Origin of the sequence: Maricaulis parjimensis, from assembly GCF_016817355.1 — a bacterium.
GTDB lineage: Bacteria > Pseudomonadota > Alphaproteobacteria > Caulobacterales > Maricaulaceae > Maricaulis > Maricaulis parjimensis.
Window position 1 is genome coordinate 47,273 of record NZ_JADOTT010000006.1, and the last position, 20,130, is coordinate 67,402.

Annotated in this window: 17 protein-coding genes; 9 read left to right on the forward strand and 8 right to left on the reverse strand. The window is 63.6% G+C overall.

Annotated features, from left to right (window positions below; all coding sequences use genetic code 11):
* Positions 1-109: 109 nt before the first annotated feature.
* Complete coding sequence (locus tag I0K07_RS11165; RefSeq protein ID WP_203293397.1) at positions 110-1,372, forward strand: pentapeptide repeat-containing protein; 1,263 nt, start codon at positions 110-112, stop codon at positions 1,370-1,372.
* Between the two features lie 73 nt (positions 1,373-1,445).
* On the opposite strand, the gene aspS is transcribed toward I0K07_RS11165, so the two are convergent.
* Positions 1,446-3,260, reverse strand: coding sequence for an aspartate--tRNA ligase (gene aspS, locus I0K07_RS11170; protein ID WP_203293399.1), 1,815 nt, complete (start codon positions 3,258-3,260; stop codon positions 1,446-1,448).
* 218 nt (positions 3,261-3,478) lie between these two features.
* Positions 3,479-4,303 carry a flagellin gene (locus tag I0K07_RS11175; RefSeq protein ID WP_203293401.1) on the reverse strand — a complete coding sequence of 275 codons (825 nt, stop codon included), beginning with the start codon at positions 4,301-4,303 and terminating at the stop codon, positions 3,479-3,481.
* 874 nt (positions 4,304-5,177) lie between these two features.
* Between I0K07_RS11175 and I0K07_RS11180 the strand changes: the two genes are divergently transcribed.
* Genes I0K07_RS11180 through rnd form a run of 5 tightly spaced genes read left to right on the forward strand, consistent with a single transcriptional unit; the run spans position 5,178 to position 9,894 of the window.
* Positions 5,178-5,804 (forward strand): TetR/AcrR family transcriptional regulator, encoded by a 627-nt coding sequence (locus I0K07_RS11180; RefSeq protein WP_203293403.1) that lies wholly within the window; start codon positions 5,178-5,180, stop codon positions 5,802-5,804.
* 46 nt (positions 5,805-5,850) lie between these two features.
* Entirely contained in the window at positions 5,851-6,612 is a 762-nt protein-coding gene (locus tag I0K07_RS11185; RefSeq protein ID WP_203293405.1) for a lysophospholipid acyltransferase family protein, read from the forward strand.
* A gap of 33 nt (positions 6,613-6,645) precedes the next feature.
* The gene (locus I0K07_RS11190) at positions 6,646-7,383 is read left to right on the forward strand and encodes a lysophospholipid acyltransferase family protein (protein ID WP_203293407.1); all 738 of its coding nucleotides are present in this window, start codon (positions 6,646-6,648) and stop codon (positions 7,381-7,383) included.
* Entirely contained in the window at positions 7,380-8,699 is a 1,320-nt protein-coding gene (locus I0K07_RS11195; RefSeq protein WP_203293409.1) for an MFS transporter, read from the forward strand. The genes I0K07_RS11190 and I0K07_RS11195 overlap by 4 nt, the downstream gene beginning before the upstream one ends.
* Positions 8,700-8,736: 37 nt before the next feature.
* Positions 8,737-9,894 (forward strand): ribonuclease D, encoded by a 1,158-nt coding sequence (gene rnd / locus I0K07_RS11200; RefSeq protein WP_203293411.1) that lies wholly within the window; start codon positions 8,737-8,739, stop codon positions 9,892-9,894.
* Between the two features lie 36 nt (positions 9,895-9,930).
* Here the strand turns inward: rnd and I0K07_RS11205 are convergent, their stop codons facing one another.
* The 4 genes from I0K07_RS11205 to I0K07_RS11220 are packed head-to-tail and all read right to left on the reverse strand — an operon-like array spanning position 9,931 to position 15,424.
* Positions 9,931-11,454 carry a Ppx/GppA family phosphatase gene (locus I0K07_RS11205; RefSeq protein WP_203293413.1) on the reverse strand — a complete coding sequence of 508 codons (1,524 nt, stop codon included), beginning with the start codon at positions 11,452-11,454 and terminating at the stop codon, positions 9,931-9,933.
* 5 nt (positions 11,455-11,459) lie between these two features.
* Entirely contained in the window at positions 11,460-13,637 is a 2,178-nt protein-coding gene (locus tag I0K07_RS11210; RefSeq protein WP_203293415.1) for an RNA degradosome polyphosphate kinase, read from the reverse strand.
* Complete coding sequence (locus I0K07_RS11215; protein ID WP_203293417.1) at positions 13,634-14,314, reverse strand: P-loop NTPase family protein; 681 nt, start codon at positions 14,312-14,314, stop codon at positions 13,634-13,636. The genes I0K07_RS11210 and I0K07_RS11215 overlap by 4 nt, the downstream gene beginning before the upstream one ends.
* 27 nt (positions 14,315-14,341) lie before the next feature.
* Positions 14,342-15,424: a DUF2066 domain-containing protein gene (locus I0K07_RS11220; protein WP_203293419.1), complete on the reverse strand. Its 1,083-nt coding sequence runs from the start codon at positions 15,422-15,424 to the stop codon at positions 14,342-14,344.
* Positions 15,425-15,554: 130 nt separating this feature from the next.
* On the opposite strand from I0K07_RS11220, the gene purM reads away from it, so the two are divergent.
* Genes purM through arfB form a run of 3 tightly spaced genes read left to right on the forward strand, consistent with a single transcriptional unit; the run spans position 15,555 to position 17,686 of the window.
* A complete protein-coding gene (gene purM / locus I0K07_RS11225) occupies positions 15,555-16,595 on the forward strand; it encodes a phosphoribosylformylglycinamidine cyclo-ligase (protein ID WP_203293421.1) in 1,041 nt (346 codons plus the stop codon).
* Between the two features lie 20 nt (positions 16,596-16,615).
* Positions 16,616-17,266: a phosphoribosylglycinamide formyltransferase gene (gene purN, locus I0K07_RS11230; RefSeq protein ID WP_203293423.1), complete on the forward strand. Its 651-nt coding sequence runs from the start codon at positions 16,616-16,618 to the stop codon at positions 17,264-17,266.
* Positions 17,267-17,686 (forward strand): alternative ribosome rescue aminoacyl-tRNA hydrolase ArfB, encoded by a 420-nt coding sequence (gene arfB, locus I0K07_RS11235; RefSeq protein WP_203293425.1) that lies wholly within the window; start codon positions 17,267-17,269, stop codon positions 17,684-17,686.
* Here the strand turns inward: arfB and I0K07_RS11240 are convergent.
* Together I0K07_RS11240 and I0K07_RS11245 are read right to left on the reverse strand one after the other, a co-directional pair.
* Positions 17,683-18,729, reverse strand: a complete 1,047-nt coding sequence (locus I0K07_RS11240; RefSeq protein WP_420828488.1) for an adenosine deaminase — start codon at positions 18,727-18,729, stop codon at positions 17,683-17,685. The genes arfB and I0K07_RS11240 overlap by 4 nt on opposite strands.
* A 40-nt stretch (positions 18,730-18,769) precedes the next feature.
* Positions 18,770-19,990 carry a winged helix-turn-helix domain-containing protein gene (locus I0K07_RS11245; protein WP_203293429.1) on the reverse strand — a complete coding sequence of 407 codons (1,221 nt, stop codon included), beginning with the start codon at positions 19,988-19,990 and terminating at the stop codon, positions 18,770-18,772.
* Between the last annotated feature and the right edge of the window lie 140 nt (positions 19,991-20,130).

The following is a 20,130-nucleotide window of genomic DNA, read 5'->3' on the forward strand; positions in this document are numbered from 1 at the left end:
TCCCGGGCTTTGCCCGCCAACCGAAACCGCCTACGTTTCATACGATATGCGGTGGGGTTACTGTGATTTAAGTCGAATTCGGGCAAAGCCTGCCGTATCCCATGGGGTTATGCGCTACACGAAACGTGTCATTCTTGCTGCTCTGACGACCACCGCGCTGGTTTCCATGCCAGCCTGGGCGGGCGATGACGAGCATCCGCGCCGCGGTCTTTCGATCGGCGGTGATTGCGAGAATTGCGACTTCTCCGAGAAAAACCTGGCCGGCGCGATCTTCATCGGCGCCAATTTCCAGGGTTCCACCTTTGCCGACAGCGAACTGCCGGGCGTGACGATTGTGGAAAGCCGGTTCAACGTGACCGATTTCACCGATGCACAAATGCCGGCGGCCCGTCTGACCGGTGTGACGTTCTCGCGTTCTGTTCTGGATGATGCCGACCTCACCGGCAGCCATATCGAACGCGTGAATTTCTCCTCGGCCAATCTGCGCGATACCGATTTCACCGGCAGCCAGATGGTGTTCGTGACCTTCATCGGGTCCGACCTGAACGCCACGCTTTTCGCCGATGCCCGCCTGCGACAGGTCAATTTCCTGCGCGCCGAACTCAATGGTACAAATTTCCGGGGCGCTGAACTGCGCCGGGCAAACTTCTCCGAAGTGAACGGCACCGAAGTGAATTTCCATGATGCCGATCTGTCCGGCGCCAGTTTTGACGGGGCCGAGCTGCAAGATGTCGACTTCACGGGCGCGACGCTGAATGGGGCCAATTTCTCCTCGGCCCATATCCAGAATGTCCGCGGCCTCACGAAAACCAGCCTGACCGGTGCGTGCGGCAATGAGGCGACCGAGATCGACTGGGAATTCACCCTGCCCGTTTGCTCGGACACGCCGCAAACCGTCCAAGGTGCGGCTCAAGGCTATTCCTATGTCGTGCGGTATAATGGCGATACGGCCGCTGATACCGTGATCGAACTCCAGGCGATGGAAAATACGCGGATCGAGGTCCTCACCCAGATCGCCGACGCCCTGGAAACCCATGCGGGTGAGCTGGACCGTGATGCGATCAGTGAAGCCACACGCGAAGCCATGCGCGAGATTGCCCGCAACCAGCGCGCCATTCGCGAGGCCCAGCGGGAACTGGCCCGCGACCAGGAAGAACGTGAACGCCAGCGCGAGCTGATGCGCGAAGAGCTGGAGCGCGAACGGGCGATCATCCGCGAACAGCTCGAGCAGGACCGGACTGTCGTGTTCGATTACCGCCGTACCAATACCCGCGCCGTTCCGCCGGTGGACCCGGTCCCGCCGCAAACCGGTTTTAGGAGCAATACGGGTGGCGATATTCCGGAACCGCCACCTCCCCCGCCGCAGCGCTGACCCGCGGACAGTCTACACAAACAAAAAGCCCCGGCGGATAACCGCCGGGGCTTTTGCTTGGCCTGTGGCCGGATCAGCCCTTCTTGGCGTCCGGCACCACCGTGCGCAGGTGAAGTTCGCGCAGCTGTTTCATTTCCACTTCGGCCGGAGCGTTCATCATCAGATCGCGGGCCTGCTGGTCCTTCGGGAACATCACGACTTCGCGGAGGTTCTCGACACCGGCCAGCAGCATGACGATACGGTCGACACCCGGGGCGATACCGGCGTGCGGCGGGGCGCCGTAGCGGAAGGCGTTGAGCATGCCGCCGAACTCTTCCTCGACCGTCTCGGCATCATAGCCGGCGAAGGCGAAGGCTTTCAGCATCACGTCCGGACGGTGGTTCCGCACGGCGCCGGAGGAGAGTTCCACACCATTGCAGACGATGTCGTACTGGTAGGCCTTCAGGGCCAGCAGCGCATCCGTGTCAGACCCGTCGAACTTGAGGAAGTCGTCCGGATCGATCTGCGGCATGGAGAACGGGTTGTGGGAGAAGTCGACCTTCTTATTGTCCTCATCCCATTCATACATCGGGAAATCGACGATCCAGCAGAAGCGGAAAGTGTCTTTCTCGCACAGGTCCAGCTCGGTGCCGACCACATCGCGGGCCTTGCCGGCGAAGCTGTAGAAGTCCTTGGGATCACCGGCGGCAAAGAAGACCGCATCGCCCGGCTCCAGGCCGAGTTCGGTGCGCAGGGCTTCAGTGCGTTCCGGACCGATATTCTTGGCAATCGGACCGGCACCCTCAATGGCACCACCCTCTTCACGCCAGAAGATATAGCCCAGACCCGGCTGGCCTTCCTTCTGCGCCCAGGAATTCATCCGGTCGCAGAAAGCGCGAGAACCGCCGGTCTTGGCCGGGATGGCCCAGACCTGGACCTTGGGGTTCTTCTCCAGCATGCCGGCGAAGACCTTGAAGCCGGAACCGCGGAAGGTTTCCGACACGTCCGACATCTTGATCGGGTTGCGCAGGTCCGGCTTGTCCGAACCATACCAGCGGATCGCGTCGAAATACGGGATCTGCACGAAGGGCTCGTCCGGCACGTGCCGGCCGTCGGCGAATTCCTCGAACAGGCCCTTCATGACCGGCTCGATCACGTCGAACACGTCCTGCTGGGTCGCGAAGCTCATTTCCATATCGAGCTGGTAGAACTCACCCGGCGCACGGTCGGCGCGGGCGTCTTCATCGCGGAAACACGGGGCGATCTGGAAATACCGGTCGAAGCCGGAAACCATGATCAGCTGTTTGAACTGCTGCGGCGCCTGCGGCAAGGCGTAGAACTTGCCCGGGTGCAGACGGGACGGCACGAGAAAGTCCCGCGCGCCTTCCGGCGAGGAGGCCGTGAGGATCGGCGTCTGGTACTCGGTGAAGTTCTCCTCGACCATGCGGCGACGGATGCTGTCGATGATCTTGGAACGCAGCACGATGCGCTTGTGCAGGCTTTCACGACGCAGGTCGACATAGCGGTGCTTGAGGCGCACTTCCTCGGACCAGTCCGGCTCACCGAAGACCGGCAGCGGCAGTTCTTCCGCTTCGGACTGGATCGACATGTCGGCCAGGCGGACTTCGATCTCGCCGGTCGGCAGGTTGGCATTCACCGTCTCGTCGGAACGGGCGATCACTTCGCCGGTCACCGTGATGACGCTTTCAACGCGCAGGCGCTCCAGCGTGGAGAAATGCTCGCTCTCCGGCTCCAGGACAACCTGGGTCAGACCGTAATGGTCGCGCAGGTCGATGAAGAGCAGACCACCATGGTCGCGCTTGCGGTGAATCCAGCCGGAAATCCGCGCGGTCTGGCCAACATCAGCCTTGCGCAGCTGGGCGCAGGTGTGGGTGCGATATGCGTGCATGGGTAAGCGTCCGAAAATCGGTGTTTGACAAGTTGCCGCGATGTGCCGGTTTGCGGGGTGAAATGTCAAGGAGAGCGGGGCGCGGGGCGCAGTTGTTTCCACGCCTTGGCAAACAGAAAAATGGGGGCGCCGGAGCGCCCCCAGTTGTACGCCGACCTCAAAACGGCGTCACCAAGTGTGTTGTTTGCGGGCCCGAAGACCCAAATGTCTGCCCCGGATCAGGTGAAGTAACCCAGGATGCTGACCGGGCTCGCATTGGCGATGGACAAGGCCTCGACCCCCAATTGCTGCTTGACCTGCAGCGATTGGAGACGGGCGCTTTCCTTGGCCAGGTCGGCATCGACGAGATTGCCGATCCCCACTTCCAGCGCATCCGACAGCTTGCTCACGAAGGCCTTGTGGACGCCGAGGGATTTGGACCCCGTGCCGAGGCGCGCCAGCGAGGCGTTGAGATTATCCAGCGAGGTCTCGATCGTGGAAACCAGCGTGCTGGCCTCACCCGCCGAGGCAAAAGAGGCCGTCGCGGACAGGGTGATTGCCGTGCCCCCCAGTGACAGGTCTTCCGCCGTGATCGAGATCGTCGACGTGCCGGCGGCATTCGCCAGCGAAGAGATCGAACTCTGCGAGCCATCGATCAGATTGGTTCCGTTGAAGGACGCCGTTTCCACGATCTTGGAGATCTGATCGCGCAGCGCCTTGAAATCCTCGTTCAGGGCCGATCGCGAGGCCGTGTCGAGCGACGTATCGGATCCAGCCAGCGCCTTCTCCTTGAGCTCCACCAGGAGATCGGAAATGGCTTCGCCGCCCGCCAGGGCCACGTCCACGGTCGAGACCGACAAATCGAGTGAATTGCTGACGGCCGCATAACCGCGCACATCGCCGCGCATGGACTGCGCGATGGCGAAAATGCCGCCATTATCCTTGGCCGAGCCGATTGCCAGACCGGTATTGATCCGGTTCTGGACCTTCTCCAGATCGCGTTGCGTCTGGTTCAAATTCTGCAGGGCCATCATGGCCCCGGCATTTGTGTTGATCGTCGCCATTTCTTGGCTCCCCCACACTGTTCCCACCACCGGACGCGACACCTGGCTTTTTGCTGGTTTTTTGAGCACCCGGTTTCTAGACACTACCGCTCAGGTATAAAATATTACCTAACGTGAATATGGATATTCCCTGCCCACACAGGGGAATTCATCGAATTGCGAAGTAAAACAGTGCGCTAGCGAAGGTCGCATTGACCGAATTATTCCCGTTGTGCGGGTCATACCACCCGATTTGGGGGGTATTTCCACGCCCAAGACCGCCACGACGCTGCCGCCTGGCGATATGAGGAGTGCGGGACGCCTTTCGGCATCGTCTAGGAAACTGAGTGAGTGACACCGCAAGGCGTCCCGCACGCGAAGATTTCCTCCCGCCTCGCGACGGGTATTCAAGACCAGGCGGATACTGGAGCCAAACCTCGGCACTCTTGGACCCCCTGATAGCCGTCCCTTCCTCCTGGCGGTCAGCCCAGACACCCGGAACGCTCCGCGACCGCCTCACCCCCGACCTGACCGGGCCGGGCCTCGAGTGGTGAAGAGGCTGGGGGAGTATGGAGTGGGATGTTGGGGGTGGGGATAAGATTGGGGAAGCTAGGTTTCCCCTCTCCCTGGGGAGAGGGTGGCGCGCATGCGCCGGGAGCGGGGAAAATCCCGGTGCTGGCAGACAATCGCACCGACCTCGACGCCCCCCTCATCCGCCGCTTCGCGGCACCTTCTCCCTAGGGAGAAGGGAAGCACCAAACAAGCCACTGAAATCACGCGTGAATCATCTTTACATGGCCTGTAAGCGATTATTCACTTGCGATTTTGGAGCACGCCCCGTACACATCATGTAAATGATCATTCACATGATCGGTTTCAACGAGGACGAACCGCCATGACCGGGATGCTGAGAACAGGGATTTTCGACGGGGTCGACACGAATGTCGGCGTGACGGCGAAGACCGGGACGACCAAGGCCCGGATCGAGCGGGCCGCGCTGATGCTGTTTGCCCAGCACGGCATGGATGGCGTCTCGATCAAGCAGATCGCGGAAGCCTGTGCCATTTCCGACGGTGCCATGTACCGGCATTTCAAGTCCAAGGACGCGCTGGGCCGGCAGATGTTCGAGGCGATCCACAAGAAGCTGGAAGGCCTGGTCGCCACGCATCTCAAGCCGAATGCGACGATGGAAGACATCGCCCGTGCCCTGACCAAGGCCTATTGCGAACTGGCCGATGGTGACCCGGCGCAATTCGTCTACCACCTCACCCACCGCAATTACTTCATCGCGGCGTCGGGCGATGGCGGGGCCGACCCGTCCGACCTGATGACCGATTGTGTCGCCGAGGCGATGAAGCGCGGTGAGATCCCGGCCGGTGATCCGGAACTGAAATCCGCCATGGCGCTGGGCGTGGTCATGCAGACCGCGGAATACTCGCTCTATGGGCGGATCAAACTGCCGCTCTCACAGCATGTGGAGGTGTTCGTGCGGTCGATCATGGCCGTTCTGAAGACCGCCTAGAACCAAACCAACCCACTCAATATCGACAGCAAAAAGGGAGGCGATCATGCGCTCCTTGGTGTTCAATATTGCCTATTGGTCCCTGTCCGGCGTCTACGCCATTGTCTGCGCCATCCTGGCGCTCATCCCGGGCCGCCGCGTGTTGATGCACGGTCTGCGCTCCTACTCCCGGGCGACCCTGGTCCTGATGCGCGTGATCTGCGGCATCAAGGTTGAGGTGCGCGGCACCCCGCCGAAGAACCAGCCCGTCATCATCGGCGCCAAGCACCAGTCCTGGGGCGATGGCATCGTCATGATGGCCAAGTGCGGCGATGTGAATTTCGTCTGCGGCGACCACATGCTGGACTATCCGCTGATCGGCTGGGTGTTGAAACGCTGCGGTGCGATTGTCCTGTCCAACCAGGGGGGCGCCGAAGCCCAGGCCAGCCTGGAAGCCGGTGTCCGCCGGTCGCAGGGCGAAGGCCGCCCGCGCCCGATCCTGATCTATCCGGAAGGCCATCTGACGCCGGTGGGTGAAGGCATGCGCTATCGCTCGGGTGTGTGGCGCCTGTCGCAGCAGCTGGACCGTCCCATTGTGCCGGTGGCGACCAATCTGGGTCAGTGCTGGCCGCAGAATGAGTGGAGCAAGTTTTCCGGCACGGCCGTGATCGAATTCCTCGATCCGATCGGGCCGAGCGAAGACCGGGATGCCGTCCTGGCCGAGCTGGAGACACGGGTCGAAGCCCGGTCCCGCCAGCTCGAGGCAGAGTTTGCACCGGTCACCGAACCGTCGCAGTGTCAGATCCCGCTGGAAGGTGCCCGCCCGTGAGAGGCGTGACCAACCGGCCCATGGGGAGAAAAGATGCGATCGGCCCTCTTCAATTGCCTGTTCTGGCCGTGCCTGGCGGTCTTCGCCCTGGCGGCCTGGCTGGTCAGCTTCCTGCCCTGGCGCAGCGCCTTGGTCGGCACGATGCAAGCCGCCTGTCACAGCGTGCGCTGGCTGATGCGCTGGGTGATGGGGATCAAGGTGGAAATCCGCGGCCGCGTGCCCCGGCAGGAAGCCGTGATCATCGCCTCCAAACACCAGTCCTGGGCCGATGGCTTCATCCAGATGTCCCTGTTGGGCGATCTCAACTTCGTCATCGGCAACGGGATCGAGACCTTCCCGCTGGTGAGCCGTATCGTGGCGAAGTCGGGCGCGGTGATGGTGGCCTCCCCGGGCCTGCGCGGCGCGGAGGGAGCCCTGCAGGCCGCGCTGGAGAAGGCCGCCGACGATCCGCGCCCCATGCTGATCTTCCCGGAGGGCGGATTGGCCGAAGTGGGCGAGGCCAAGCGCTACAGGAAGGGTGTGCACCTCATGTATGAAACGCTCAACCGGCCTGTCGTGCCCGTCGCCCACAATCTCGGCCTGCGCTGGCCGCAGAACCAGTGGACCAAGTTTTCCGGCCCGGCGGTGATCGAGTTCCTCGACCCGATCCCGCCCGGCCTGCCGCGCGACGCGTTTCTGCCGCGCCTGCAAGTGACCATCGAATCCCGGACGCGCGATCTGGAAGCCGAAGGCTCCGGCGCGCCATCCCCCGAACAGGAGGCGAGCTCATGAGTGCCGCCATTGCTGCAAACCTGATGACCCAGCGCCGCTTCGTGCCGCTGCTGGTGGCCCAGTCCCTGGGCGCATTCAATGATAATTTCTTCCGTTATGCCGTGGTGACCATGGTGACCTTTGGCGGTCTGAGCATGTTCGGTCTGGACCGGCTGACCCTGGTGTCCGTCGCCGCTTCCATGTTCACCATTCCGATTTTCCTCTTCTCGGCTATTGCCGGACGCTTTGCCGACCGGTTTGACCGGACGCGCATCATGCGGTTCGCGAAGTTTGCCGAGATCTGGCTGATGCTGCTGGTCGCCCTCGCCTTCATCCTGGAACAGCCGCTGCTGCTGGTCGTGACGCTTTTCCTGATGGGGACGCAATCGGCTTTCTTCACGCCGGCCAAGAATTCTGCCCTACCGACCCTTTTGCAGGATGAGGAGTTAGTGCCGGCCAATGCACTTCTCTCGGGTCTTCTCAACGTGTCGGTGCTGGTCGGCATCGGGCTTGGGACCTGGCTGATCACCCAGACCTTCGGACCTGTCGCCGTGGGCGGGGGTCTGGTTCTGATGGCGATCATCGGTTGGCTGGCGATCCGGCAATTGCCCGAAGCCCCGGCCTCGCAGCCGGATCTGAAACTCTCCTTCAACTTCGTCGCCGAGACACTGCGGGTGCTGGGTTATGCGTTGCGGGCTCCGGACGTGTTACGTCCCCTGCTCGGCGTGGCCTGGTTCTGGATGCTGGCGGCCTCGATCGTGACCCTGATGCCGGTCTTCACGGCCTCGGTGCTGGGCGCCAATGAAACCGTTGTTCTGGCCTTCTCCGCCATGTTCACGATCGGTGCAGCCCTGGGCGCACTCCTGTGCGGGACGCTGAGCGGCAAGGGCGATGCCCTGCCCTTCTCCATCATCGGTGCCATCGGCGTGGTGATCTTTGCCGGCGATGTCGCCTTCTACACCTGGCCGCGCCCGCTGGTGCCGCACGGGGCGGAATTGATGTCGATCGATGTCTTCCTGGCGGACAAAAGCAATTGGCGGATCATGATCGACCTGGCCATGGCGGCCGTGTCCGCTGGCCTGTTCGTGGTACCGCTGCAGGCCATGGCCCAAAGACGGGCCCCCGAGGACAAGCGCGGCCGTCTGCTGGCCGCTGGCGGCATTCTGAACGCGGCCACGGCCACGCTGGGCCAGTTCGTGCTCGCCGGTATCGCAGCGACAGGACTGGCGATCCAGAGCGCCTTCTTGTCGATCTCCGCCATCAGCCTGGTCGCGGCCTGCATCATCGCCTGGCGGCTCAGCAAGCGGTGGAAAACGGCGTCTGACTCGCCTTCCTGATGGAAAAGTGGAGCGGTCCGCGCTAAAGGGCCGCTCCATGAACATTATCACCACGACCGAGGCCCTCGAGCGGGCCTGTGACGAACTGCTGCAAAATCCCTATGTCGCCGTCGACACCGAATTCATGCGGGAGACGGTCTACTGGCCGCAGCTCTGCCTGATCCAGGCGGCCGGGGGCACGACGGAAGTCATCATCGATCCGCTGGCCGAAGGCCTGGACCTGGAACCCTTCTGGGAGCTGATGGCGGATGAGCGCATTACCAAGGTCTTCCATGCCGCGCGCCAGGATCTGGAAATCTTCTTCCACCGCGGCGGCGACAGCCTGATCCCGCATCCGATGTTCGACAGCCAGGTGGCCGCCATGGCGCTGGGTCTGGGCGACTCGATTGCCTATGACGCCCTGGTCAAGGCGCTGCTGAAACGCCCGATCGACAAGGGGCCGCGCTTTACCGACTGGTCGCGCCGTCCGCTGTCCAACGCACAGCTGGAATATGCCATCGCCGACGTCACCCATCTGCGCGACCTCTATCCGATCATGCTGGAACGGCTGGAGAAGAAGGGACGCGGGGAATGGCTGGCCGAGGAAATGAAAATCCTCACCAATCCGGACACCTACCGGCTCGACCCGGAACAGAGCTGGCGCCGGATGAAGTTGCGCAAGTCGACGCCGAAATGGCTGGCTGCGCTGCGCGCCGCCGCCGCCTGGCGCGAGACCGAGGCGCAGACGCGTGACATGCCGCGCCAGCGCGTGATGAAAGATGACGCGATCTACGAAATCGCCGGTGTTGCGCCGACCGCGCCGGAACAGCTGCAGGGCCTGCGCGCCGTGCCGAAGGGTTTCGAGCGCTCCTCCCCGGCCCGCCGCCTGTTCGAGAAGATGAGCGAAGCCTTGGCCGATGCGGAGGCCTATGCGCCGGCCTATGAAAAGCCGGCCCCGCCGCCGCAGGGCGTCGGTCCGACAGTGGAACTGCTCAAGGTTCTCCTGAAACAGGTTGCCGAGGAAGCCGGCGTCGCCACCCGCCTGATCGCCACCGTGCCGGAACTGGAACGCCTGGCCGCCAGCGATGATGAGGACAATCCGGCCATGAAGGGCTGGCGCCGGGAAGTGTTCGGCGAACCCGCCATGCGGCTCAAGCGCGGCGAGCTCTCGCTGACGCTGAAGGACGGCAAGGTCGTTGTCTCGGAAGTGAAGTGAAGACGGGGCCCTGCGGGGCCCCTTCTCATTTCCGGATCAGACGTAATCCGCTTCGGACCGCCGATTGATGGCGCTGGCGAGATTGTCGAGCAGGCTCAACGAGCGCTCGACATAAAGATCCCGCACGCTCTCATCGACGGCCAGATGCACGGTTTCCGGCGTGACAGAGAGGGTGAAACGGTCGAGCAGGCGCACGGCGCGGCCTGAGAGCTTGGCCCCCAGACGCAGGGCACAGCCCATCATCTGCGCGACATTGTGCTGGGTCTCGTCCAGCAGATCGAACTCGTCATGCTTGTCCAACTGGGAGCGCTTGCCGGCATAGCGGTAATGCAGGGCGGCGGCGAGGAAGGCGCGCTCGGCATGGGTGGCGCCGGCAAACGGCGCGTAAAGCACGGTATCGCGGGCCAGTTCGGCGCGATGATCCGGGTGGAAACGCGCGCCCAGATCGGTCAGGCGGGCTCCGGCCTCCTGCAGGACACGGTCGCGGGCCGGATCGAAAGCGGTCTCCACCTCGCGCATGGCGGGGGCAATCCAGGCGGCCAGCGCCCGGCCGAAATCGGGGGCCGGCGAGGACGGCCGCGCCATGGCCTCGGCGCCGGCGATCAGCGGGTCGGTGGCCAGCAGGTCCGGCGGCAGACTTTCCGCCAGCACGCCTTCCCGCACGCCATAGGCGGAGAAGACGATGCGGTCGAACGCCCCGTGACGCATCACCCGCCGGAGCAGGAGCGCCGCATAGGGCAGTGTTTCAACACGGCGTGAGGACAGGCCGGGCGTGCCCCGCAGGGACGCCGCGCTGAGCCGGGTCGTAAGCCGGGCCAATTCGCGCACCTCGTCCGCCTCGAGAGCGAACTGGTGGACGACATGGAGCGGATAGTCGAAGCGCGCAAAGGCCAGCTGCGCCATGGCGCGCCAGGCGCCACCAACCGCATAGAAAGTCCCGCCCTGCCCGCTGAGAACGCCGGTCTCGGCCAGGCGCTCATCAATGATTGCGGTGACGGCCTCAGCGTCAAAGACCGGGCCATCCAGGACTTCCTGCGGCCCCAAGGCGGAAGTGCGACCGGCCTGGGGCTGGCCATTGAGAATGGGGGTGAGTTCCAGCGAGGACCCGCCCAGATCGCCCATCACGCCATGGGCGTCGGGAATGCCGGCCACCAGGCCAAGCGCGGAATACCAAGCTTCGTCTTCGCCGGAGAGCACACGGACATCCAGCCCGGTCTCCTCGGCGACTTCACGGACGAAATCGGGGCCATCCTTGGCATTGCGCACGGCGGCCGTCGCGACGACATGGCGGTTGCGCACGCCCTTGGCATCGAGCAGGCGCTGGAAGCGTTTGAGGGCGCGCAGGGCGATGTCCCGGCCTTCGGGATGCAGCTTGCCGGTATCATGGACACCCCGGCCCAGCCCGGCCATCACCTTCTCATTGAAGATCGGCCAGAGTGCCCGTCCCTCGACCCGGAAATGCACGAGCCGCACCGAGTTGGAACCGACATCGATCACCGCGATATCCCGGTGGATGGCGGTCTCGGCAATCAGCGGCTCGATGGAGTGTGCGTCGGCCAAGGCGGTCAGCTGCCCAATTGCCCGGTCAGGGTCGGCGGCTGGTCATTCTTGAGCGCATGCCCGCGGCCCGACAGGCTCGGATTGGTCATGAAATAGGCGTGAGCGGAGAAGGGCTTGTCGACATTCGCGGTATCCACGCGGTGATAATCGCCCTCACTGTCCATATACCAGGACTGATCGGTATCATTGAGATTGGCGACCATGATCTGGTCGAGCACCTGACGGTGCACGGTCGGGTTCTGGATCGGGCAGAGATGCTCGACCCGGCGGTCCAGATTGCGCGGCATCCAGTCGGCGGACGAGATAAAGACCTTGGCGGCGGGAGACGGCATGGTCTGGCCATTGGCAAAACAGACAATGCGCGAATGCTCCAGGAAGCGGCCGACGATGGATTTCACCCGGATGTTGTCCGACAGGCCCTTGATGCCCGGGCGCAGGCAGCAAATCCCGCGCACGACGAGCTCGACACGCACGCCGGCCTGGCTGGCCCGGTAGAGGGCGTCGATGATTTCCGGATGGACCAGGGAATTGAGCTTGGCCCAGACCGCAGCCGGCTTGCCGGCGCGGGCACTGGCGATCTCCGTCTCGATATGCTCGAGGATGAATTCCTTCATCCCGATCGGCGAGACGGACAGGCGTTCCAGGTTTTCCGGACGCGCATAACCGGTGACATAGTTGAACACCCTGCCGGCATCGCGCCCGAAGGCCGGATCGGCGGTGAACAGGGACAAATCGGTATAGATGCGCGCCGTGATCGGGTGGTAATTGCCGGTGCCGAAATGGGCATAGGTGCGCAGGTCCGAGCCCTCGCGACGCACGACGAGCGAGATCTTGGCGTGGGTCTTGTACTCGATGAAGCCGTAGACGACCTGAACACCGGCGCGTTCCAAATCGCGGGCCCATTTCAGGTTTGCCTCTTCATCGAAGCGCGCCTTCAGCTCGACCAGGGCAGTGACATTCTTACCGCTTTCCGCGGCCTCGATCAGGGCCGCCACGATCGGGCTGTCCTTGGAGGTGCGGTAGAGGGTCTGCTTGATCGCGATCACGTCCGGATCGGCCGCGGCCTGACGCAGGAAACCGACGACGACGTCGAAGCTTTCATAGGGATGGTGGACGATGATGTCCTTTTCCCGGATCGCCGCAAAACAATCCCCGCCATGATCACGGATGCGTTCCGGATAGCGCGGCTCGTACGGCGTGAAACTGTGATCCGGGCGGTCGTCAGGGATCAGCTGGGCGGCTTGGGCCAGCCCCAGAATGCCATTGACCGGCACGATGTCCTGCGGCCCGGCATGCATGTGCTGGACGATCATGTCGCGCAGGCCCGGCGGCATGCCGGAACTCATCGTGAGACGCACGACCGCACCGCGCCGGCGCTGTTTGAGCAGGTTTTCAAACTCCAGCATCAGGTCTTCGGACTCTTCCTCGACCTCGATATCGCTGTCGCGGATGACGCGGAATTCGCCCTTGCCGATGACTTCATGGCCCGGGAAGAGCGTGTCGACGAACAGGGTCAGCACGTCTTCCAGCGCAATGAAACGACGGTCCGGACGGCCGCCATCGCGGCGCGGGCGGCTGGGCAATTCGACAAAGCGCTTCACACCACTGGGCAGCGGGATGAGCGCATTCATCATCTTGGCGCTTCCCTTGCGGCGCAGATGCAGGGCCAGGGCAAAACCCAGATTGGGAATGAAGGGGAACGGGTGCGCCGGGTCGATCGCCAGCGGCGTGATCACCGGCAGGGTGTGTTTGAGGAAGTCTCCACGCAGCCAAGCCGCATCCGTCTTGTTGATCTGGCTGGGCTGGAGCACCTTCACGCCGACCTTGCCGATCTCTGTCTTCAACCGGCTCCAGAGCCTTTGCTGTTTCAGCATCAACTCTCCGGCCAGCGCATGGATCTTCTCCAGCTGCTCGGCCGGGGTCAGCCCGTCGATACTGGTCGCGGTGACACCGGAATGCATCTGGGCCCGCAGACCAGCCACGCGCACCATGTAGAACTCATCCAGGTTGCTGGCCGAAATGGACAGGAAGCGCAGGCGTTCAAAGACCGGATGGTTCGGGTTCTCCGCCTCTTCCAGGACACGCAGGTTGAAGCGCACCCAGGAGAGCTCCCGATTGAGGAAACGCGCCGGCGAATTCATCAGGGCATCAATGTCCGATATGTCGCGCATCGGCAGGTTCATTCGGGCTCTCCACTGTCCTGCCATGTCTCTAGCACTTCGCGGGCCACGGTGCGATTGATCGGCGATTTTTTTGCCAGCGCCAGCTTGTCCATCCGCTCGACCAGACGCCGCACGGCCGCCACCGAGCGTTCCATGCGTGGCAAGAGATAGTCGATCACGCCCGGATTGATCGCCACACCGCGATCGGCCAGCTGTTTCTCGATCAACCGGGTGAGCAATTCATCATCGGCCTCGTGCAGATCCGTGTGCGGCAAGGCACGCAGGCGCGAGACCAGATCCGGCAATTGTGCTGTCCACAGAACCGGCGGTTTGCGGGCGGTCAGCAAGAGTGCCGGGATATCGCCCTCAGCGGCCCGGTTGAGCGTGTGGAAGAGCGCGTCATCGTCCACGCCCTGATCGACATCCTCGACCACGAGATACTGCCCGGCCGGGATTTCCGGCAGCACCGCATGGAGATCGCGGGCCGCAACGGTCCGCGCCTGGCAATTGCCGGCCCAAATCGCTGCGAGATGCGACTTGCCGGCCCCTTCCGGCCCGATCAGCGCCATCACATGACGTGGCCAGTCCGGCCATCGGCCCAGCGCCGCCAGTGCCTCAGCATTGGACGGGCCGAGGATCAGGCTCTGCGCAGAGAAGTCCTCGCGCGCGGGCAGATCGAGCGCCAATTGGGGTGTCATTCCGGATCCGCCGTGTTTCGTCACGAGTTAAGGCGTGGTCAGTACCACCCAGCCCAGTCCGGGGTGTTCTTCCAATGTCGCGCCGCGCTCGGCAAGCTCTGACACCAGCTGCTCGAAAGCACCGCGATAGCTTACCGTCATGCGGGCCCCGTCACGCGACAGGGCGTCCAGCTGGGCATTCTGGACCAGCGAAGCCCGGGTCAGCGCCTGCTGCAGGCGCCGCCATTCCGGCAGACCGGAATACATCACCGTCACACGAAGCTCGGTTTCCTCGCCATCGCGCACGACGGACTGGACTTTCCAGGCCTCTTCGCGATCGGCGACAAAGTCGCGGGCGCCGGTATTCCAGTCACCATAAACCGTCTGCGGGCCCCAGGTCTCCACGGCCAGAGAGCCATCGGCCGCGACCTCGACCAGATATCCGCCGAAGCGTCGCGCCCCGCCGCGCTCACCGGCGCGCAGGACCGCGATCCGGTTGACGCCCTGGCTGCGCGCCAGCTCCAGCAAGGCCGTTTCGTCCAGCTCAAGCGCCTGGCGCGCCGTGATGGCCGCCCGGGAGGGCACATACATGGGGGTCAGCGCGTTGGAGAAATTCTGCCGCCAGGCCGCCCGCCAGGGATTGCTCTCGAACATCTGGAAGCCGGTCTCGCCTTCGAAAACCGGCAGGACGAGCATGGGACGCGACTGGCTTTCCACGAAGGGTACGCCATAGGCGTCCATCACGCGCGCGACGGAGCGGCGGTGGAAGCTGACATCCAGCTCGGCCAGATAACGCGTTGCGGAGCGCTGTTCATTGCGGATTTCCAAGCCGGAAATCATCTCTGCAATGATCGCGTCGGACAGGGCGAAACCCGGCTGCATCTCGCCATACTCGTCCATGTGCGGCTGCAGATCGAGCGGCGTGTCGACCCGGTCTTCTGCCAGGGTCAGCCGGCGCACCAGCCGGCGGGCCGCTTCTCGCTGCCCCTCGCGCAAGGCAAGCTGATAGGCTTCCAGCGCATTGGACGACGTCGCATCGATGTCCACGCCCGTGATCGTGTACGGGTCATCTGCATGCGCAGAAGACAGGGAAGCCAGGCTGAGGCATAACGCGGCGATAAATGAACGCACGGCGGACTCCTGTGGGATTCTTGTCGGCGCCACTATACCCGGACGCAGTCCCGCGTGAAGCCCGTGGCTTGCTTCCAAAGCGGGTTTCGACTGTACTCCGCCGCACTTTTGACGAGACGAGGGAATCGGCATGGCCGAAACCGGAAACACCCCGAAGAAAAACGGCCTGACCTATGCCGATAGCGGCGTCGATATCGATGCCGGGGACGCGCTGGTCGACCGCATCAAACCTCTGGCCGCGGCCACCCGCCGGGCTGGCGCAGCTGCGGATCTGGGCGGTTTCGGAGGCGCTTTCGACCTGAAAGCGGCCGGCTATGAGGACCCGATCCTGATCTCCGGCACGGATGGCGTCGGCACCAAGCTGAAACTCGCCATCGCGACCGGCAAGGTGGATACGGTCGGCATCGACCTGGTGGCCATGTGCGTCAATGACGTGCTGGCCCAGGGGGCCGAACCGCTGTTCTTTCTGGACTATCTGGCCTGTTCCAAGCTCGACCCGGCCCGCGGCGAAGCGATCGTGAAAGGTATTTCCGATGGCTGTCGCGAAAGCGGCTGCGCGCTGATTGGTGGCGAAACCGCGGAAATGCCGGGCATGTATGAGGGCGATGATTTCGACCTGGCCGGTTTCGTGGTCGGTGCGGCCGAACGCGGCCGCCTCCTGCCGGATCATGACGCCATGCAGGAAGGCGATGTGCTGATCGGCCTCGCCTCCTCCGGCGTGCACTCCAACGGATTTTCCCTCGTGCGCAAGGTGATGGAAGTGGCCGGGCTGGACTGGGCCGACCCGGCTCCCTTTGCCGAGGGCAAGACGCTGGGCGATGTCTTCCTGACGCCGACGCGGCTTTACGTGAAGTCCTGCATCCCGCTGATCAAGTCCGGACTGGTGAAGGGCCTGGCCCACATCACCGGTGGCGGTCTCGTGGAAAACCCGCCGCGCATGATGCCGGACCATCTGGTCGCTACGATCGACTATGACAGTTTCACGCTGCCGCCCCTCTTCCAGTGGCTGGAATCCACCGGCGGGATTGCCCGCCATGAAATGCACCGGACCTTCAATTGCGGCATCGGCATGCTGCTCTGTGTCGCAGCCGACAAGGTCGATGCGGTCACCGACGCGCTTGCCTTGACCGGCGAGACCGCCATGATTGTCGGTCGTGTCGACAAGGCCTGATCCGGCTGGGAACAGAATAAATGGCGAAGACCAAGATCGCCGTGCTCATCTCCGGGCGCGGTTCGAACATGCAGGCTTTGATCGAAGCCGCCAAGGACGAGGATTATCCGGCCGAGATCGTGCTGGTCGCCTCGAACAATCCCGATGCGCCGGGTCTGGAGGTCGCGCGCGCGGCCGGGATCGAGACGGATGTGGTCAATCACCGCGACTATGAGGATCGCGAGGCCTTCGAGGAAGCGCTGGACCAGACCATCAAGCTCTATGGCGCCCGCATCGTCTGCCTCGCCGGTTTCATGCGCATCCTGACGCCCTGGTTCACCGAGCGCTGGCGCGACCTGCTGATCAATATCCACCCCTCCCTCCTGCCGGCCTTCAAGGGGCTGCACACGCATGAGCGGGCGCTGGAAGCCGGCGTGCGCATCCATGGCTGCACAGTCCATTATGTGCGTCCGGAAATGGATGACGGCCCGATCATCGGCCAGGCCGCCGTGCCGGTCCTGCCCGGCGATACGCCGGATGTGCTGTCAAACCGGGTGCTGGAAGCGGAGCACAAGCTCTATCCGCAATGCGTGGCCCTGGCCTGTTCCGGCAAGGCGCGCGTCGCCGGCGAACGCGTGCGCCTGCAGGCCCGCGAATTCGGCGCCGAACTGCTGATGAACCCGCACGACTAGATGCGTATCACCGACACGCTGGCCATTGATGAGGCCTGGATCGAGGAGAGCTTCATGCGCGCCTCCGGTCCGGGTGGTCAGCATGTCAACAAGACCGAGAGCGCGGTGCAGCTGCGCTTTGACCTGAAGGCGTGCACGGTACTGGATGGCGGGCAGGTCTCGCGACTGAAACGCTTGGCCGGATCCCGTCTCACCCTGGACGGGACCATCCTGATCCGCTGTGACAGCCACCGTATGCGCGAACGCAACCGGGCCGAGGCGCGCGAACGCCTGCGCGCCCTGATCGAGCGCTGCCTGGAAGCGCCCAAACCGCGCAAGAAGTCACGCCCTTCCCTCGCCTCGGTGAAACGCGCCAAGGCCGCCAAGACCCAGCGCTCCCAAACCAAGGCCCTGCGCCGCAAGCCAGCGCGCGACGACTAGGTCGCGGCTTCCAGGACGGCGTCGATCTCAGCGAGACGGATGGCCTTGTCGGCCTCGGACAGGAAACTGCCTTTAAAGGAATTGCGGGCCAGGGTGATAATCTCGTCCGCTGTCAGGCCGATCGCCTCGGCTGTGCGAATGAAATTGTCATTCACATAGCCGCCGAAATAGGCCGGATCGTCCGAATTCACCGTGGCATGAAGGCCCGCAGCCAGCATGCGTTTAAGCGGATGATCTTCCAGGCGTTTGACGCCACACAGACGCAGATTGGAGAGCGGGCAGACGGTCAGCGTCATGCCGCTGTCGGCCAGGCGCTGGGTCAGGGCCGCATCTTCCAGCGAGCGATTGCCATGATCGAGCCGGTCGATCTTGAGCAGGTCGAGCGCCTCGATGACGTATTCCGGCGGCCCCTCCTCGCCAGCATGGGCCACGCGTTTCAGCCCCAGCGAGCCGGCCGCATCGAAGACGCGCTGGAATTTTGAGGGCGGATGCCCCAGTTCCGAACTGTCCAGCCCGACCCCGTCAATGCGGTCCAGCCAGGGCTTGGCCATGTCCAGCGTCTCGAAGGCCGCTTCCTCGGAGAGGTGACGCAGGAAGCAGAGGATGAGTTTGGACGTCATGCCCCATTCCGCCTGAGCTTGGTCGAGGGCGCGGGTGATGCCGGTCATCACCGTGTCGAAGGCAATGCCCCGGTCGGTATGCCCCTGGGGATCAAAGAAGACCTCCACATGACGCACATTGTCGGCACGAACGCGCTGCAGATAGGCCAAGGTGAGATCAAAGAAGTCCTGTTCCTGAACCAGAACATTCATGCCGACATAATAGATGTCGAGGAAGTCCTGGAGATTGGAAAAGTCGTAGGCGGCGCGGATTTCCTCGACGGATTTATAGGGGATTTCCAGACCATTGCGCTGGGCCAGGGCGAACATGAGTTCCGGTTCCAGCGAGCCTTCCAGATGCAGGTGGAGCTCGGCCTTGGGCAGGGTTTCGATCAGGCGGACAAGATCGGGCGACATGGCGTTCTCCTTCTGGCTGTCGCGCAGAATCCGCCGTTTGGGTCGCACTGGCAAGGCTTGGCCCTGCTCAACAGGTCTCGCCGGTCGCCTGTTCCAGGTCTGCGCAGAGGGCGGTGGCCTCACCCGTATCACCGGAGGCGGCCAGCAAGGTGGACAGGCCGCGCACAGCTTCGACATTGAGCGGGTCCAACGTCAGCACACGGCGATACCAGAGCTCGGCTTCCTCATTGGCGCCGGCCTCCAGCTTGTCCTGTGCCACGGAGAGGCCGACCGCACTGTGCCAGGGGCGGATCAGGACGGGGTCGGTTGCATAGCGGCGCTCCATGGCAGCCCAGGCCTGTTCCAGATAGGGGGTGGAGCGGCCCGGCTCTCCCATCAGCGTGTAGAGTTCGGAGAGGTTGATCATCGTGCCCCAGTCGTCGGGATCGATCACCAGCGCGCGTTCATAGGCGCGTTCGGCCTGGGCAAACTCACCTGCTGCCGACAGGGCCAGGCCTAGCGCGCGCCAAGCGCGGGTGTGGGAGGGATCGATATCGGTGGCCCGGCGGGCCAGGGCGACAGCCCGTTCCAGCGCGGCAAGGGCGGTCTCGCTGTCCAGCCAGCCGGAGTCCAGGGCCTGGGTGAGCGTGGTCCGCCCCTGCCCTTGCGAGCCGGGCCCTTCATAGCGGATCTGTCGCTGGGTCAGCGCATTGGCCAGTCCGGCCAGGGCGGGCGCATTATCAGGATCCAGATCCAGCGCATCGGAATAAAGGCGCAGGGCGGCTTCATTGTCGGCCCGGCCGTATTGGGCATAAAAGCCATCGGCCCGTTCCAGCATGCGAGCGACGGCATCTTGTGGCGGATCGGCGGGTTCCGGGCGCTCCTGGAAAAGGCCGTAAAGCGACATGGCGAGAAAGAGCGCGACCAGAACGACCGTGCCAAGCAGGGCCTTGCGGTGCCAGGTTTCGGCCTTGGCTGCGAATTGTTCCGCCGGCGTGGTGACGTCTGCGACCAGGCGATATCCACGCTTGGGCACGGTGGCGACATAGCGCGAATTGCGCGCCTCATCCCCCAGCGCCTTGCGCAGTTTGAACACGGTGCGGGTCAGGGCATCATCATTGACGTGGACCTCGCCCCATAGCGCGCGGGCGATCTCGTCCTTGGACATCACCTCACCGGGCTGGCCCGCCAGCAGGATGAGCAGATCCATGACGCGCGGTTCCAGCTCAACCGATCCGTCCGGACCGCTGATCTGGTTGGCGCGGGCATCCACGCTCCACTCACCGATGATGACACGCTGCAAGCCCATGGGTTTCCGTCACTCCCGGGCCGAAAATAAAAAGGTCAGAGGATGAGGAGGCCCCGGTCATGGCTTTCCAGCACGCAGCGAGGCTTTCGTAAAGGCACACGCCGCGCTGGCGGTGGATTATCCCCTGACGATACAAAGGC

Coding starts and splice junctions, on each gene's coding strand:
- I0K07_RS11165 (WP_203293397.1), top strand. CDS start 110: ATGCGCTACACGAAACGTGTCATTCTTGCTGCTCTGACGACCACCGCG.
- aspS (WP_203293399.1), bottom strand. CDS start 3,260: ATGCACGCATATCGCACCCACACCTGCGCCCAGCTGCGCAAGGCTGAT.
- I0K07_RS11175 (WP_203293401.1), bottom strand. CDS start 4,303: ATGGCGACGATCAACACAAATGCCGGGGCCATGATGGCCCTGCAGAAT.
- I0K07_RS11180 (WP_203293403.1), top strand. CDS start 5,178: ATGACCGGGATGCTGAGAACAGGGATTTTCGACGGGGTCGACACGAAT.
- I0K07_RS11185 (WP_203293405.1), top strand. CDS start 5,851: ATGCGCTCCTTGGTGTTCAATATTGCCTATTGGTCCCTGTCCGGCGTC.
- I0K07_RS11190 (WP_203293407.1), top strand. CDS start 6,646: ATGCGATCGGCCCTCTTCAATTGCCTGTTCTGGCCGTGCCTGGCGGTC.
- I0K07_RS11195 (WP_203293409.1), top strand. CDS start 7,380: ATGAGTGCCGCCATTGCTGCAAACCTGATGACCCAGCGCCGCTTCGTG.
- rnd (WP_203293411.1), top strand. CDS start 8,737: ATGAACATTATCACCACGACCGAGGCCCTCGAGCGGGCCTGTGACGAA.
- I0K07_RS11210 (WP_203293415.1), bottom strand. CDS start 13,637: ATGAACCTGCCGATGCGCGACATATCGGACATTGATGCCCTGATGAAT.
- I0K07_RS11215 (WP_203293417.1), bottom strand. CDS start 14,314: ATGACACCCCAATTGGCGCTCGATCTGCCCGCGCGCGAGGACTTCTCT.
- purM (WP_203293421.1), top strand. CDS start 15,555: ATGGCCGAAACCGGAAACACCCCGAAGAAAAACGGCCTGACCTATGCC.
- purN (WP_203293423.1), top strand. CDS start 16,616: ATGGCGAAGACCAAGATCGCCGTGCTCATCTCCGGGCGCGGTTCGAAC.
- arfB (WP_203293425.1), top strand. CDS start 17,267: ATGCGTATCACCGACACGCTGGCCATTGATGAGGCCTGGATCGAGGAG.
- I0K07_RS11245 (WP_203293429.1), bottom strand. CDS start 19,990: ATGGGCTTGCAGCGTGTCATCATCGGTGAGTGGAGCGTGGATGCCCGC.